Raw genomic sequence first — 15,596 nt, forward strand, 5'->3', positions numbered from 1 at the left:
CTCCTTACGCCGCTTTCGGCTGTTTTTCGTAGAGGAAATGCAGGATCTGCTGGCGCAACTGGTGATAGCGGCTGTCGTCGGCGAGCTGCACCCGGTTGCGCGGACGCGGCAGATTGACCTCCAGCGCCTCGCCGACCGTCGCCGCCGGGCCGTTGGTCATCATCAACACGCGATCGGAGAGCAGCACCGCCTCGTCCACGTCATGCGTAATCAGCACAATGGTGGTGTTAAGCTCCTGCTGGATGTGCATCACGGCATCCTGCAAATGCGCGCGGGTCAGCGCATCAAGCGCGCCGAACGGTTCGTCCATCAGCAGCACTTTCGGTTTCATCGCCAGCGCGCGGGCAATGCCGACTCGCTGCTTCATGCCGCCGGAGATCTCGCCGGGGCGTTTGTTGAGCGCGTGCCCCATCTGCACCCGCTCCAGGTTGTGAATAATCCACTCCCGGCGCTGCGCTTTATCCATGGTTTTGCGAAATACCTGATCCACCGCCAGCGCCACATTGTCAAAGCAGGTGAGCCAGGGCAGCAGCGAATGGTTCTGAAACACCACGGCGCGTTCAGGGCCGGGCCCGGCGATTTCACGGTTATCGCACAGCAGCCCGCCTTCGCTCGGCAGCGTGATGCCCGCGATGAGATTGAGCAGCGTCGATTTGCCGCAGCCGGAGTGGCCGATAAGACTCACGGTTTCGCCCGCGTTGATGTCAAAGCTGACGTTCTGCAACGCCAGGAACTCGCCGCTGGCGGTGTTGAAGCGCTGACTGACGTTCTGTACCTGAATGATCGGTTTCATGTTCGCTCCTTATTTGTCCTGCCAGGTGAAGCGGCGGGCGATAAGCATCAGCCCCTGCTCCAGCAAGAGCCCCACCACGCCGATGATGACGATGGCGATGAGAATGTTTTCCACGTTAAGGTTGTTCCACTCGTTCCAGATCCAGAAGCCGATGCCGAGGCCGCCGGTGAGCATTTCGGCGGCGACGATCACAAGCCACGCGATGCCGATGGAGAGCCGCACGCCGGTGAGCACCGCGGGCAGCACCGCCGGAAAGAGAATGCGACGCATGACGGTCCACTCGGAGAGCTGTAATACGCGCGCCACGTTGAGGTAGTCCTCCGGGATACGCTTCACCCCTTCGGCGGTGTTGATGACCATCGGCCAGATAGAGCAGATGAAAATGGTCCAGCTGGAGGCGGGCTCGGCTTTCTGAAACAGCAGCAGGCCGATGGGCAGCCAGGCGAGCGGGCTGACCGGGCGCAGGAGCGCGATAAGCGGGTTGAACATCCGCCCGAGAAAGGTAAAGCGGCCAATCAGAAAACCCAGCGGGATCCCCACCAGCGCCGCCAGCCCGAAGCCCACCGCCACGCGGCTGAGCGAGGCCAGCACATTCCAGCCGATGCCCTGATCGTTTGGCCCGTCGTTGTAGAACGGATCGGCGAACAGCGTCAGCGCCGAGTCGAGCGTGCTGAGCGGCGTCGGAAAGCCTTTACTGCTGACGGCTGCGATTTGCCAGGCAATCACCAGCAGCGCCAGGCCCAGAATGGCCGGCACCACGCGGGCCAGCAGCGCGTTTACCGTGGCCGCGAGCGGCGCGCGGCGTTTACGCACCGCCACGCGGGGCATCACTATCACTTCACCGGCGGGCTGTTCAGGCGCCGCGCTGACGGTCTGTTTACGCTCTTTCATAGTTTCCCCTTAACGTTTCATGGCAAAACGGGCGGCATACGCGGCGGGATCGCGCCCGTCCCAGACGCTGCCGTCCATCAGGCGACTGGTACGCCGCGTCGACGCGGGCAGCGCAATCCCGCCCACCGCCTCTGCGGCCTGCTGATAGATGTCGGTGCGGTTGATGCGGGCGGCGATGGCTGCGTAGTCTGGATCGGTTTTCAGCAACCCCCAGCGGCGGAACTGCGTTAAGAACCACATGCCATCGGAGTGCCACGGGTAGCTCACTTCGCCGTCGCGGAAGAAGCGCATGCCGTGATCGTCTTGCCAGCGCTTTCCGGCACCGTCGTCGTACTCGCCGAGCATGCGCGGCGTGAGGTATTGCACTTTGGTGTTGAGATACGCGCGTTTCGCCAGCACCTGCGCGGTTTCGCGCCGGTTGTCATCCGAGGCGTCTATCCAGCGGGCGGCCTCCAGCACGGCGGCGGTGAGCGCGCGGGCGGTGTGCGGATTCTGCTCCACCCACAGGCGGCGGGTGCCGAGCACTTTTTCAGGGTGATCCGGGAAGATAGACTGCGAGGTGGCGGCGGTGAAACCGATGCGGTCGTTGATGGCGCGCGCGTTCCACGGCTCGCCGACGCAGAAGCCGACCATATTGCCGATGCGCATGTTCATCACCATTTGCGGCGGCGGCACCACCACGGTGCGTACATCGTTAAAAGGATGAATGCCCGCCGCCGCCAGCCAGTAGTAGAGCCACATGGCGTGGGTGCCGGTCGGAAAGGTATGGGCGAAGGTGTAAGCGCCTGGCTCGCTTGCGGCGATCAGTTTTTTCAGCGCGTCGGGCGTGGTGACGCCTTTCTCCAGCAGATCGGCGCTGAGCGAAATTGCCTGACCGTTCTGGTTGAGCGTCATCAGAGTCGCCATCGGCTGCGCCTTGCCGGCGATACCGAGTTCCAGCCCGTAGATGAGCCCATAGAGCGCATGGGCGGCGTCGAGCTCGCCGGAGACCAGCTTGTCGCGCACCGCCGCCCAGCTCGCCTCTTTGCTGGGCAGAATGCGGATGCCATATTTTTTATCGAAGCCTTTCAGCGCGGCCATCACCACCGGCGCGCAGTCGGTGAGCGGAATAAAGCCGACGCGTACGGTGTCGAGCTCGGGTTTGTCAGACCCCGCGGCCCACACGCTGCCCATAAACCCCGGTAACAGCATCGCGCCGCTAAGCGCGGCCCCGGCCTGCAATAAGCGGCGGCGGGAAAGAGAAAAGGATGAATCGCTCATGGCTGCTCCTGAAAATAAAAAAGGCGTCCGCCAATGCCCGAAGACATTGCAGGACGCCTTTATCCTTTCCGGTTTGCCCGCCGCCGTTGGCGAGCTGCCGGGAAATGATTGTCAGGATTTATTAAGCAAGGGGTGTGCCAGGTTTCAGGGTGGGTTCCGTGGCGGGTGCGCTGCGCTTACCCATCCTACAAAAACGTGATTGGTTATCCCCGTGGTGGGTGCGCTGCGCTTACCCACCCTACGTAAAACGTGAGAGCCGATATTGTAGGGCGGGTAAGCGCAGCGCACCCGCCAGTAACACGCGAAAAAACGCCTCGCACACTCCCCCGCTTTGCCCCATTTCCATGCATAAAATGCCCGCTCGCTGTGCAGCTACTCCTTTGGGGTTACCGGCCAGAGCTGGGCGACGGCAAGCATCGCCTCGGCAATCTCCACCATCCGTTTATTCTGATCCATCGCGAGCTTGCGCAACTGATGCCACGCCTGCTCCTCGCTAAGCTGCTGGTGACTCATCAACAAGCTTTTGGCGCGATCGATAAGCTTACGTTCTTCTAGGTTCGCCTGTAGCGAGGCGAGCTGGCGCGTCAGCGATTCCACCTCGCGAGCCTGCTGGCGCACCAGCGGCAGAAGATGACGCTCAAGCGCTGGCGTCTCCTGCTCGTCACGCAAAGACGCACGGCGCGCCAGCGCTGCCTCCGGCGATTCGCTGTGCGCCTCCTCGGCCAGCAACTGGCGGGCCTCCGCCAGCAGCGCGGCGATTAGCGCCTCTTCGATATCGCGCAGCGCGTCCAGCCGCGTGGTCTGCAACCCAAACCAACGCACCGCCCGCGCGCGGTGGTCATCGGCGGGCAGCCGCGTACAGGCGAGACGACGCAACTGCTCAAGCTCGCGCGTGGCTTCACCGTGGCGGTAAAAACGCTCGCGAATATCCGCGCAGGCGAGCGATAAAAACGTCTCGAAACAGCGCTGCTGCCCGTCAATGCGGTCAGCGAGCCGCTGTCGCAGGGGCTCGCTGAACGCGCCCTGCGTAAAACCGATAGCCCCGATAGCGCGCTCCTGGCCCGCGAGCTCTTTACCCTGCATAAAGCTGTAGAGCGCCGTCAGCGCGCGGGCGAGCGAGGCTTCATCGACGCTTTCGCTCGCCTCCGGCACCAGATCCAGCAGATGCCGGATCGCCAGATTAAAGCTCTCCATCGCCTCGCCAGGCTCAATATCGCGGGCGAGGATGCGCGCGCGCAGCCCAGGCAACTGCTCAAGCTGCCAGAGCGCACAGGCCATGTGCCAGGAAAGCAGGCTGCCTGCGGTGGCAACCGGCACGGGCACCGCGCGAAATTGCGCCGCGCGCTGGTCGGTTTCTGTCACGCAAAAGGCGCGCTCGCGCGCGAAAAGCTGCCCCCCGGAACAGAGCCAGATGTTGGACGCGCCGCGCTCGCGCTGTAGCATATGCACCAGATGGCTTATCTGGCTGACCCAGTCGCCGACGCCCGACCACGCCTCCAGCTGGCTGCGTTTTCTCTCCCGGGCGAAACGAAACCACGCCTGCGCGTTCTGCAAGGATGTCGCGGGAATTGCCATCGCTCTTTCTCCTGTGATCGCCTTTACAGGAATCAAGCAATAACTATGCCGTCATGGCAAAGGAGTTCCGGATGCAAAAAATCGTGATTATCGCCAACGGCGCGGCTTACGGCAGCGAATCGCTGTTTAATAGCCTGCGTCTTGCCATCGCGCTGCGCGACCAGCCGCAGGCCCCTGAGCTGAAATTGTTTTTGATGTCGGATGCCGTCACCGCTGGGCTGCGCGGTCAGAAACCCGCTGAAGGCTATAACGTGCAGCAGATGCTGGAGATTCTCACCGCCCAGAATGTGCCGGTGAGGCTGTGCAAGACCTGCGCCGACGGGCGCGGCGTGAGCGCGCTGCCGCTGATTGACGGCGTGGAGATTGGCACGCTGGTTGAGCTTGCCGGGTGGACGCTGGAGGCTGATAAAGTCCTGACCTTCTGATAATCACGCAGGTGTAATAATATTTACTTATTCGCCTGCGCTGCCCATCAAGTCCCCGCCCTGTGTGCCGATATTTTACTTAAAACCTACAACAACACGCTCGTCTGAAACATAACGCTCACACAACACACAGCAGGGTATACGCCTATGTTAACGTCCATTCGCGCGCGCATCATCGCAGCCACCGCAGGCTGCCTGGTCGGTGCGCTGTTACTGAATACCATCATGAACTATCAGGTCACCCGGCTGGATAATCAGCAGGCGAGCCTGAATACGCTGCGCAGTACCAGCGCCAGCCATAATCTCGCCATCAGCGACTGGGTGAACAGCAAAACGGCAATGATCCAGTCGCTGGATACCGTCGCGCTGGGCGCCGATCCGGTGCCGGTCTTTACGCAGATGGCGAAAGCGGGCGGCTTTATGAACGTCTACGCCGGTTATGCCAATAAAACCGCGAAATTCTCTAACCCGGAAGGTGTCCCGGCGGATTACGATCCGACCATTCGCCCCTGGTATCAGCAGGCGGTAAAGGCTGACGCGCCGGTGGTGACCGCGCCATACGTGGACGCCGGCACCGGCAAGCTGGTGGTGACGTTCGCGGTGCCGGTGAAGCAAAACGGCGTCATTGCGGCGGTGGTCGCAGGCGATCTCTCCATGGAGAGCGTGATTGCCAACGTACGCAGCATTCACCCGACGGAAAACAGCAGCGGGCTGCTGGTGAACGAGGACGGCACGCTGATTGCCGCGAAAGACCCGGCGCTGACGTCAAAACCTTTTGATAAGGCGGTATCAGGCGTCGCGTTCAGCGAGCTGAAAACGAGCGATACGGCGCTGGAAGGCGATATCGGCGGCGCGCAAAAAGCACTGCTGGCCACGCGCGTACCGGGCACCCAGTGGTATCTGGTGGTCGCTCTTGATGAAAACGACGCCACGTCAGGCATGCGCGCCCTGCTCAATACCTCAGCTATTTCCGTGCTGGTGCTGCTGTTGATTACCGGCGCGCTGATGCATTTCCTGGTCACCCGACTGTTAAAACGCCTGCTGATGATCCGCGACGCGCTGGTGGCTATCAGCAGCGGCACTAACGATCTTTCTCAGCGCCTGCCGGAAGATGGCCGGGACGAAGTGGCGCAAATCGCCCATGCCTTTAACGCCTTCTGCGATAAGCTCGCGGGCGTAATGGGCCAGTTGCGCGACGCCAGCGCATCAGTGAAAGTGGCGGCGAATGAAATCGCGGCCGGGAACCAGGATCTCTCCGGGCGCACCGAACAGGCGGCCTCCAGCCTGCGTGAAACGGCGAGCGCGGTAGAACAGATAACCGCGTCGGTCGCTAACTCTACCGATGCGGCGGCGCAGGCTAATACCCAGGCGCAGAGCGCGACGGATGCCGCCTCGCGCGGCGGTGAAGTGGTGTCTAAAGCCATCTCCACGATGCAGTTGATTGAAAGCGCCTCGGCGAAAATCGGCGATATTACCAGCGTTATCGACGGTATCGCGTTCCAGACCAACATTCTGGCGCTGAACGCCTCGGTGGAAGCCGCGCGCGCCGGTGAACAGGGCCGCGGCTTCGCGGTGGTGGCGGGCGAAGTGCGTAACCTCGCCAGCCGCAGCGCTCAGGCGGCGAAAGAGATTAAATCGCTTATCGACTCCACAACGGAAAGCGTCGCGACCGGCTCGCGCTACGTGCGCCTCGCGGGCGAATCGATGGAGGAGATAGTCAGCAGCATCGGCAACGTTTCCGGCATTATGCGTGAAATCACCGTCGCCACCAGCGAGCAGATGAAAGGCATTCAGGAAATTAACCACGCGGTGCTGCAGCTCGATCAGATGGTGCAGCAGAACGCCGAGCTGGTGGTACAGTCGGCCGCCGCAGCGGGCGCGTTGCAGGGCCAGGCGGGAGAACTCGCCCAGACGGCCAGCCATTTCCGCATTTAATCAGGCGCAGGCGCGCATTGAGACATTTTCCGCGCGCCTGCCCGCCGCTTTAACGAACAATGTGATGAATATCGTGTTGTGCCCGCATTTTTTGATCAAAATCAGCGTTCGCGGCCTCCCTCTTTGGTGTTATTTCCGACAGGTTTTGTGAACAGCCTCACGTTCGAAAGGCTGTCCTGACGGATTTATCATTGACAGAGGGGTTAAAGATGGCGCGGGTAAAAGCAAGCCTGAAGTTGTTTGGCGGAGACACGGTGGTGGTGCGCTGTTCAGCGAATTGCCATATCCATTTAATGAGCGCGGGTGAACGCGCCAAGCGCGCGGGAGCAGATATTTTAAGCGTCCAGAACCGCAACAGCGCGTATATCAGCGTGCCTTACAGCGGCGTCTGGGATGTGCTTATCGACAGTCACAGCCAGACACTGGAACACTCCATCAGCTACGTTCCGGCCTGACCATTCTCCCCGGCTCTCGCCGGGGTTTTTTCAGGCGAAATGCGGTTGCAGATCGCCACTCTCATCGCCGTCTTGCGCCTGACACGCGCGCACTTCTGACGCCAGTTCATCCAGCGATGCTTCACACATGCCGAGCTTTTTCAGCTCCTGCTCAAGCGAAAAGAGATATTGGGCATTAGTGCCAAGCGGGCCGCTCGCGCGGGCGATGAGCGGCGCGATGGTCGCAGGACGGGTGTCGGCTTCATACAGCGGGTGGCTCGGATCCATGATAAAGACCAGGGCGTGCACGGTGCGGCCGTCATCGAGCGTGAGCTTGCACCAGCCCGGCAGGTAACAGCCGGTGATCATCTCGCGCTTCCACAGCAGCGTCAGTTCGGTTTCAAGCTCCGCCTCGGGCAGACGATACGCGACGCCGGTCGTGGCGCCGCCCTCTTTCAGCGCCAGCATGCGCCCAGGCATGCAGGCGCTGCCGCGCCCGGCGGTGAGCCGCAGGCAGAACGCGCGGTGCCAGCCGTTTAACGTCGCGGCGCAGCGCTCTTCAAAGACCATTGCCGGGTTCCACATCAGGGAGCCGTAACCAAAAATCCAGACCGGTTCGTTCTCAGGACGACAGGCGAGCGTGGCGGCCAGTGACGCCGCCCGCTGCTCTGGCGTCCACAGTAACGATTCCTCAATGGCTCCGAAAGCCGTCTTACAGTCTGCTGTCATTAAGAAATCACGTGTTAACACTTTCTACCTCCACCACGGCTGCTTCCCTGCGATTTTAAGCGCTTTCAGAATCTTTTTATCGCTCAATCAGAAAGCAATTACGGGGTGACGATAGGGGATTAACGCGCCGCTGACAAGACCGCAGCGGCGTTTTCAACCGACAAAAAACTTATCTGTTCCCGCGCGCTTTACGGGAATAAAGGTAAAGATGGAGAGGAATCAGGCGATTAACGAAGCATTATTTTTTCTTATGCCATTTATCGCCATCGCCTTTTTCATACTCATGTTTAACGGCGGCCCACGCGACGCGATGCGCCGTCTCTTCCCGGCTGGCGTCGCCGCGCCGGTCATCTTCGTCTTTATATTGATCCCAGGCGCTGTTGAACGCCTCTTTATAAATATCCTGCGCATGCGCCGGGAGGACGTTGCGGACATTATCGGGCAAATCGGTTCTTGAAGAGTAAGGCATCGCTACGCTCCTTTATTTCATAAAAAGATAAGTGTGGAACACAATCAGAAAGCGCGCCAGCCGCAAGCGAAGCATGTTGTGATGCCTTCACAATGCCTTGTTTGATAAATGGTTCCTCAATGAAATTCGGTTTTTTGACGCATTTATTGCAAAGTTACGGTTTAGCCGTAAAAAAGCGTAAATAAAGCCTCCTGACCGCGCATTTTTTGGTAGTTTTACGCTCTGTCTTCCTCATCACTATAATGATTATCACCTGCTTCTCTGGAGAATTAACGTGACAAAAACAAACCATGAGGCGGTGAAGACCCGCCATAAGGAGTCTTCTCTCATTTTCCCGGTATTAGCGCTGGCGGTGCTGGCGTTCTGGGGTTCCAGCCAGTCGCTGCCAGTGATTATCGGCATCAACGCGCTGGCGCTGGTCGCGATTCTGAGCAGCGCGTTTAGCGTGGTGCGCCACGCGGATGTGCTGGCGCATCGCCTCGGCGAGCCGTATGGATCGCTGATTCTGAGTCTTTCAGTCGTTATCCTTGAAGTAAGCCTGATCTCCGCGCTCATGGCGACGGGCGATGCCGCGCCGACGCTGATGCGCGATACGCTTTATTCGATCATTATGATTGTCAGCGGCGGCCTGGTGGGCGTGGCGCTGCTGCTCGGCGGGCGTAAATTCGCCACGCAATATGTAAATCTTTTCGGGATTAAACAGTATCTGATCGCCCTTTTCCCACTGGCGGTGATTGTGCTGGTGTTTCCGATGGCGCTGCCGGGCGGTAACTTTTCTACCGGCCAGTCGCTTTTGGTGGCGATGATTTCCGCCGCGATGTATGGCGTGTTTTTGCTTATCCAGACCAAAACGCACCAGAGCCTGTTTGTTTATGAGCATGAAGACGAGAGCGATGACGACGATCCGCACCACGGTAAGCCGTCGGCGCACAGCAGCCTGTGGCACGCGGTGTGGCTGATTGTGCATCTGGTCGCGGTGATCGCAGTGACCAAGATGAACGCGAACCCGCTTGAAGCGCTGTTAAGCCATCTTAACGCGCCGGTGTCGTTTACAGGGTTCCTGGTGGCGCTGCTGATCCTCTCGCCGGAAGGCCTGGGCGCGCTGAAAGCGGTGCTGAATAATCAGGTGCAGCGCGCGATGAATCTCTTTTTCGGCTCGGTGCTGGCGACCATTTCGCTGACCGTGCCGACCGTGACGATTATCGCGATTCTGACCGGCAACGATTTGCAGTTTGCGCTCGGCGCGCCGGAAATGGTGGTGATGTTCGCGGCGTTGATGCTGTGTCAGATTTCGTTTTCCACCGGGCGCACGAATGTGTTGAACGGCAGCGCGCATCTGGCGCTGTTCGCGGCGTATTTGATGACGATTTTTGCGTAGAGTTTTTGGTGGGCGCGCTGCGCTGGAATGGTGGGTGCGCGTTGCTTACCCACCCTACGTGAACCTGATTAGTGCATTGGGGCGGTGGGTGCGCTTCGCTTACCCACCCTACGATAAGAGGCTAAATATGTTTTCGTAGGGCGGGTAAGCCTGCGCCCCCGCCTTATTACCCCAAAAAAACCCCGCATCGCGGGGTTTTCTTTTTACGACCTGGCCGATTAATGCTCGGTATCGAGTTCCGGGAAGCTTTTCACCAAATCGTCGATCGCTTTGATCTGCGTGAGGAACGCTTCGAGCTTCGCCAGCGGCAACGCGGACGGGCCGTCGCATTTCGCGTTTTCCGGGTCCGGGTGCGCTTCGATAAAGAGCCCTGCGAGGCCGGTCGCCATACCAGCGCGGGCAAGCTCGGTCACCTGGGCGCGACGACCGCTGGACGCGGCGCCAAACGGGTCGCGGCACTGCAGCGCGTGGGTCACGTCAAAAATCACCGGCGCGTTGCCAGAGACCTTCTTCATTACGCCAAAGCCCAGCATGTCGACTACCAGGTTGTCATAACCAAAGTTGGTGCCGCGATCGCACAGGATAACCTGCTCGTTGCCGCCCTCTTTGAATTTATCGACGATATTGCCGATCTGCCCCGGGCTGATGAACTGCGGTTTTTTCACGTTGATGACCGCGCCGGTTTTCGCCATCGCTTCCACGAGATCGGTCTGGCGCGCCAGGAAGGCCGGCAGCTGGATAACGTCCACGACATCCGCAACCGGCTGTGCCTGCTCGGCGGTGTGCACATCGGTGATAATTTTCACGCCAAAGGTCTGCTTCAGCTCCTGAAAGATTTTCATCCCTTCTTCGAGGCCCGGGCCGCGGTAAGAGTGAATAGAGGAGCGGTTGGCTTTATCAAAAGACGCTTTGAAAACGTAAGGAATGCCGAGCTTCTGGGTCACGGTGACGTAGTGCTCGCAGATGCGCATCGCCAGATCGCGCGATTCCAGCACGTTCATGCCGCCAAACAGTACGAACGGCAGATCGTTCGCGACGTTGATGTCGCCAATGCTAACCACTTTTTGTTTCATATTGTCGCCTTTATCCTGTGTAAATCGGTACACGCCGCGCTTAGTGCAGGGTAATCTGCTTGTGCGAAATCGAGTTAATCTGCGCCCGAATCATCTCGCTAATCGGATCTTCCGGGCACTGCTCCACAAAATAGCTTAAATCATTGAGCGCCACGTGCTCGCAGTCGAGCTGGGCGTAAATCAGTCCGCGGTCGCGGATCTCATACGGATCTTCCGGGTTAAACTCCAGCAGCGCTTCGCTGGCGCGCAGCGCGAGCTCCATCTGCCGCTCTTCCATCAGCGCCGATTTCAGCGTGTCGAGCAGTTTGCGGATGACGAGACTGTGTTCAGACTCTTCCAGGTCATCCATATAAAGCTCAGCCACCGGGCTGATGTTGCCTTTAAGCCAGACTTCAAGCGTATGTTCATCGAGCGTTTCACCGTTAAACGGGTTGATGAGCCACATTTCGCCATCCATCCAGTCGGCGCGCAGAATCAGCTGCGTCGGGAAAATCACCGGCATCAGCGGAATATCAAGACGCCCGGCTATCCACAGCAGAATAGCCCCGAGCGACACCGCGCTGCCCTGGCGTTTTTTTAGCACTTTGTCCAGCCACAGCGCGTCAGACAGGCGGTAAACGCCGCGCGCGTCGCTAAAGCCCCACTCGCCGTAAAACAGCTCCAGCAGGCGCTCAAGCTGCGTATCCTGATGTGAACCTTCGCAGATCTCTTCACGGGCCAGACGCACCAGGCTTTCGAGCTGGTCGTAGACGTCCTGCACCGGAAAATCGTCGCGGATATGCTGTGAAACCAAAATCATGCCGTCACAGAGCGGCGCGTTGTTAAACTGGAAATCGGCCAACGACTTCATATCAACCCCAATAGCGGTACTTTAGTGGTGGCGAGTTTCACGATGATGTAAAGCACCACCAGCCCAAGCAGGAAGGCAATCCAGCGGACCTGCTGGCTGCGCGGGCGACGCCCGAGCGCGATAAAGCCTAAAACGATGTAGATGATAACGCCAAAGAGCTTTTCAGTCAGCCATGCGCCCTGTGGGGTAAAAGGATAAAAATGCGTGATGAGTACCAGCGCCACACCGCTGCCGAGCAATACGGTGTCGTTGACATGCGGCACAATGCGCACCCAGCGCTTTGAGGACATCGGCGAGCTGCGGTACTGCCACCAGTAGCGCAAAATAAACAGACTGATGGAAATCACCACCGTCAGAATATGTAGGTGTTTTACTGCAAAATAAGCGGCCATGCTGCCTTACTCCTGTGTGTTGCGATCCTGTGTGTCGCGATAGTGTCCCAGCGTCAGACGTTCATTACCGCCATAATCGCGGCAGGTTTCAACAGCCTGATAGCCCGCGCGCGTAAAAAGTTCGCGCACCGCCTCGCCCTGCTGCCAGCCATGTTCCAGCATGAGCCAGCCGTTATCCTCAAGAAAGCGCCGTGCCTCAGTCACCAGCGTTTCAAGATCGGCCAGGCCCGCGTCATCCGCCACCAGCGCGCTTATTGGCTCAAAACGCACGTCGCCCTGCGAGAGATGCGGATCGTCGCCATCGATATACGGCGGATTGCTGACGATAAGCGAAAAACGCGCGTCCGTCAGTGCGGAAAACCAGTGGCTTTGCAAAATCGTGACGTTGTCGATGCCGAGCCGCTGTGCGTTGCGTTTCGCAAGCGCCACAGCCTCCGGGATGACATCCAGCGCGGTGACGTGGCAGTCAGGACGCTCGGAGGCGAGCGCCAGCGCAATCGCGCCGGTGCCGGTGCCGAGATCGAGAATGCGGCACGGCGTGGCCGGCAGACGCGCCAGCGCCTGCTCCACCAGACATTCGGTATCGGGACGGGGGATAAGCGTTGCCGGGGAAACCTCCAGCGGCAACGACCAGAATTCACGCTGGCCGATGAGATACGCCACCGGCTCGCCCGCGGCGCGGCGCGCCAGCAGGGCATCGAGCCGCGCGTGTTCATCGTCAGTCAGCGCGGTTTCGCCAAAGGCGAGGATAAACGTGCGCGTCCTGCCGGTCACAAACGCCAGCAGGATCTCCGCGTCGCGGCGCGGAGATTCACTTGCAGTGAGACGCTCGATGGCCTGTTTCAGCCACTGCTGATATTCCATTACTCCTGCTCAGCCAGCGCCGCCAGCTGATCGGCCTGATGCTCCTGGATAATCGGCTCAATGAGCGCGTCCAGTTTGCCTTCCATCACTTCGTCAAGACGGTAAAGCGTCAGGTTGATGCGGTGATCGGTCACGCGGCCCTGCGGGAAGTTGTAAGTGCGGTTGCGGTCCGAACGATCGCCGCTGCCGAGCAGATTGCGGCGCGTGGAGGCCTCCGCCTGCTGGCGTTTGGCCACTTCGGCGGCGTGAATGCGCGCGCCCAGCACCGCCAGCGCTTTGGCTTTGTTCTTGTGCTGTGAGCGCTCGTCCTGGCACTCCACCACAATGCCGGTCGGCAGGTGGGTGATACGAATGGCGGAGTCGGTGGTGTTAACGTGCTGACCGCCCGCGCCGGAGGAGCGGAAGGTGTCGATACGCAGATCCGCCGGGTTGATGTCCGGCAGTTCGGCTTCCGGCAGCTCCGGCATCACCGCCACAGTGCAGGCGGAGGTATGGATACGCCCCTGAGATTCGGTCGCAGGAACGCGCTGTACGCGATGCCCGCCGGACTCAAACTTGAGACGCCCGTAGACGCCCTCGCCGCTGATTTTGGCGATGACTTCTTTATAACCGCCATGCTCGCCTTCGCTGGCGCTCATGATCTCCACACGCCAGCGGCGCGATTCGGCGTAACGGCTGTACATACGGAAGAGATCGCCTGCGAACAGCGCGGCTTCATCGCCGCCAGTGCCCGCACGCACTTCCACGAACGCGTTACGTTCATCGTCAGGATCTTTCGGCAACAGCAAAAGCTGAAGCTCCTGCTCCAGCGCTTCGCTTTTAGCCTTCGCTTCCAGCAGCTCGTCCTGCGCCATATCGCGCATTTCCGGGTCGCTTAGCATCAGGCGCGCGGTTTCCATATCTTCCTGGACCTGGCGCCATTCAAGGAAACAGCGCGAAACGTCGCTCAGCTGGGCATACTCGCGCGACAGCGCGCGAAAACGCTCCTGATCGGCAAGCGTACCCGCATCGCCCAGCAGAGCCTGAACTTCTTCATGACGCTCCTGCAAGGCTTCCAGTTTGGCAACGATAGAAGGCTTCATAGGCGGTAGATCACCCTGTAATTAGAATTGTGTTGTGCTACTCCAGCCCGAGGCTGTTGCGCAGAATATGCAGGCGTTCATCATCCCCGTCACGGGCAGCCTGCTGAAGAGATTTGGTTGGGGTGTGGATCAGGCGGTTGGTCAGCTTGCGCGCCAGATCCTGCATGATGGCTTCGGCGTCGCCGCCGGTGCGCAGCGCCGCCAGGGCTTTACTGGTGAGCTCTTCGCGCACCTGATCGGCCTGGGCGCGATACTCGCGGATGGTCTCGCTGACGCTCTGGGCGCGCAGCCAGGCCATAAATTCGCAGGCTTCCTGCTCGACGATAGACTCCGCCTGCACCGCTGCGGCTTTACGCTGCGCGAGGTTGTGCTGGATGATGCTCTGCAGATCGTCAACGCTGTAAAGATAGGCGTTGGCAAGCTTGCCCACTTCCGGCTCGACATCACGCGGCACGGCGATATCCACCAGCAGCATCGGCTGGTTGCGGCGGGCCTTCAGCGCGCGCTCCATCATGCCTTTGCCGATAATCGGCAGCGGGCTTGCGGTGGAGCTGATAATGATATCGGCGTCTTTTAAGCGCTCGTCGATATCGCCAAGCCCGATGACCTCCGCGCCGACTTCATCCGCCAGGCGCTGGGCGCGCTCGCGGGTACGGTTGGCGATGATCATTTTCTGCACGTTATGTTCGCGCAGGTGACGGGCCGCAAGCTCGATGGTTTCGCCCGCGCCGACCAGCATCACGGTGACCGTCGAGAGCGATTCGAAAATCTGCCGCGCCAGCGTACAGGCGGCAAACGCTACCGACACGGCGCTGGCGCCGATATCGGTTTCAGTACGCACGCGTTTGGCGACGGAGAAGGATTTCTGGAACATGCGTTCCAGCTCGCTGGCGTTCGCGTGGCCGCGACCAGAATCGGCGAAGGCTTTTTTCACCTGGCCTAAGATTTGCGGCTCGCCCAGCACCAGCGAATCGAGACCACTGGCGACGCGCATCAGATGGCTGACGGCGTCGTTATCGTGGTGCCAGTAGAGGCTGTTGCGCACTTCCTCTTCGTCGAGATTGTGATAATCGCACAGCCAGCGCACGAGCTTGTCGTGCAAATTGTCCTGTTCCTCAACGCTCAGGTAAAGCTCCGTGCGGTTACACGTCGAGAGCACCACACCGCCCTGCACCATCGGCTGCGACAGCAGGCTTTCCAGCGCCTGGTCGAGCGTATCCGGCGAAAACGTCACGCGTTCTCGCAGCGAAACAGGAGCCGTCTTGTGGTTGATGCCGAGAGCTAACAGGGTCATGGAGCGGGAATAGTACCAGCGTTGATAAGGTTTGCTGTGCGCATCATACAGGATGCGTAAGGTCAATAAAAGAGAACCGCCTCTTTTGGAGTAATAGACAGATTCATGATTTAAGACAACTTGACCATAGACGCCCTCAGCCCCTGACGCTA

At 59.7% G+C, this 15,596-nt stretch carries 17 protein-coding genes; 5 read left to right on the top strand and 12 right to left on the bottom strand.

All coding sequences use genetic code 11. The annotated features are described in order from the left end of the window. Positions 1–4 precede the first annotated feature (4 nt). The 3 genes from ACUW6V_RS02235 to ACUW6V_RS02245 are packed head-to-tail and all read right to left on the bottom strand — an operon-like array spanning position 5 to position 2,944. Positions 5–793: an ABC transporter ATP-binding protein gene (locus ACUW6V_RS02235; RefSeq protein ID WP_004387007.1), complete on the bottom strand. Its 789-nt coding sequence runs from the start codon at positions 791–793 to the stop codon at positions 5–7. Between the two features lie 9 nt (positions 794–802). Then, positions 803–1,684: a nitrate ABC transporter permease gene (gene ntrB / locus ACUW6V_RS02240; protein WP_454037937.1), complete on the bottom strand. Its 882-nt coding sequence runs from the start codon at positions 1,682–1,684 to the stop codon at positions 803–805. A 9-nt stretch (positions 1,685–1,693) separates the two neighbouring features. Continuing rightward, entirely contained in the window at positions 1,694–2,944 is a 1,251-nt protein-coding gene (locus ACUW6V_RS02245; protein WP_319703752.1) for a CmpA/NrtA family ABC transporter substrate-binding protein, read from the bottom strand. Here ACUW6V_RS02245 and ACUW6V_RS02250 point away from each other — a divergent pair. Beyond that, the gene (locus tag ACUW6V_RS02250; protein ID WP_454037938.1) at positions 2,943–3,143 is read left to right on the top strand and encodes a hypothetical protein; all 201 of its coding nucleotides are present in this window, start codon (positions 2,943–2,945) and stop codon (positions 3,141–3,143) included. The genes ACUW6V_RS02245 and ACUW6V_RS02250 overlap by 2 nt on opposite strands. Positions 3,144–3,316: 173 nt before the next feature. Here the strand turns inward: ACUW6V_RS02250 and ACUW6V_RS02255 are convergent, their stop codons facing one another. After that, positions 3,317–4,519, bottom strand: coding sequence for a nitrate regulatory protein (locus ACUW6V_RS02255; RefSeq protein WP_105622259.1), 1,203 nt, complete (start codon positions 4,517–4,519; stop codon positions 3,317–3,319). A gap of 71 nt (positions 4,520–4,590) precedes the next feature. On the opposite strand from ACUW6V_RS02255, the gene ACUW6V_RS02260 reads away from it, so the two are divergent. The 3 genes from ACUW6V_RS02260 to ACUW6V_RS02270 all read left to right on the top strand — a co-directional run bounded on the left by ACUW6V_RS02260 (position 4,591) and on the right by ACUW6V_RS02270 (position 7,334). Then, positions 4,591–4,944, top strand: coding sequence for a DsrE/DsrF/TusD sulfur relay family protein (locus ACUW6V_RS02260; RefSeq protein ID WP_041460479.1), 354 nt, complete (start codon positions 4,591–4,593; stop codon positions 4,942–4,944). 147 nt (positions 4,945–5,091) lie between these two features. After that, a complete protein-coding gene (locus ACUW6V_RS02265; RefSeq protein WP_454037939.1) occupies positions 5,092–6,879 on the top strand; it encodes a methyl-accepting chemotaxis protein in 1,788 nt (595 codons plus the stop codon). A 209-nt stretch (positions 6,880–7,088) separates the two neighbouring features. Then, on the top strand, positions 7,089–7,334 hold the full coding sequence (locus ACUW6V_RS02270) for a hypothetical protein (RefSeq protein ID WP_454037940.1): 246 nt from the start codon (positions 7,089–7,091) through the stop codon (positions 7,332–7,334). Positions 7,335–7,364: 30 nt separating this feature from the next. Here ACUW6V_RS02270 and ACUW6V_RS02275 read toward each other — a convergent pair whose 3' ends face one another. Next, positions 7,365–8,063: a gamma-glutamylcyclotransferase gene (locus tag ACUW6V_RS02275; protein WP_105944368.1), complete on the bottom strand. Its 699-nt coding sequence runs from the start codon at positions 8,061–8,063 to the stop codon at positions 7,365–7,367. A gap of 217 nt (positions 8,064–8,280) precedes the next feature. After that, a complete protein-coding gene (chaB, locus tag ACUW6V_RS02280; RefSeq protein WP_454037941.1) occupies positions 8,281–8,511 on the bottom strand; it encodes a putative cation transport regulator ChaB in 231 nt (76 codons plus the stop codon). 274 nt (positions 8,512–8,785) lie between these two features. Here chaB and chaA point away from each other — a divergent pair, with 274 nt between their 5' ends. Then, positions 8,786–9,889: a sodium-potassium/proton antiporter ChaA gene (gene chaA, locus ACUW6V_RS02285; RefSeq protein ID WP_454037942.1), complete on the top strand. Its 1,104-nt coding sequence runs from the start codon at positions 8,786–8,788 to the stop codon at positions 9,887–9,889. Between the two features lie 218 nt (positions 9,890–10,107). Here chaA and kdsA read toward each other — a convergent pair whose 3' ends face one another. The 6 genes from kdsA to hemA are packed head-to-tail and all read right to left on the bottom strand — an operon-like array spanning position 10,108 to position 15,444. Further along, positions 10,108–10,962, bottom strand: coding sequence for a 3-deoxy-8-phosphooctulonate synthase (kdsA, locus tag ACUW6V_RS02290; protein WP_004388052.1), 855 nt, complete (start codon positions 10,960–10,962; stop codon positions 10,108–10,110). Between the two features lie 40 nt (positions 10,963–11,002). Continuing rightward, complete coding sequence (gene sirB1, locus ACUW6V_RS02295; protein WP_004388051.1) at positions 11,003–11,812, bottom strand: invasion regulator SirB1; 810 nt, start codon at positions 11,810–11,812, stop codon at positions 11,003–11,005. Next, positions 11,809–12,204 carry an invasion regulator SirB2 gene (gene sirB2, locus ACUW6V_RS02300; RefSeq protein ID WP_004388050.1) on the bottom strand — a complete coding sequence of 132 codons (396 nt, stop codon included), beginning with the start codon at positions 12,202–12,204 and terminating at the stop codon, positions 11,809–11,811. The genes sirB1 and sirB2 overlap by 4 nt, the downstream gene beginning before the upstream one ends. Positions 12,205–12,210: 6 nt before the next feature. Continuing rightward, positions 12,211–13,068, bottom strand: a complete 858-nt coding sequence (prmC, locus tag ACUW6V_RS02305; RefSeq protein WP_142969021.1) for a peptide chain release factor N(5)-glutamine methyltransferase — start codon at positions 13,066–13,068, stop codon at positions 12,211–12,213. Continuing rightward, a complete protein-coding gene (prfA, locus tag ACUW6V_RS02310) occupies positions 13,068–14,150 on the bottom strand; it encodes a peptide chain release factor 1 (protein ID WP_007868426.1) in 1,083 nt (360 codons plus the stop codon). The genes prmC and prfA overlap by 1 nt, the downstream gene beginning before the upstream one ends. 37 nt (positions 14,151–14,187) lie before the next feature. Further along, a complete protein-coding gene (hemA, locus tag ACUW6V_RS02315; RefSeq protein ID WP_004386063.1) occupies positions 14,188–15,444 on the bottom strand; it encodes a glutamyl-tRNA reductase in 1,257 nt (418 codons plus the stop codon). Positions 15,445–15,596: the final 152 nt, after the last annotated feature.

It is taken from the genome of Cronobacter sp. 153480017-3 (genome assembly GCF_053627815.1).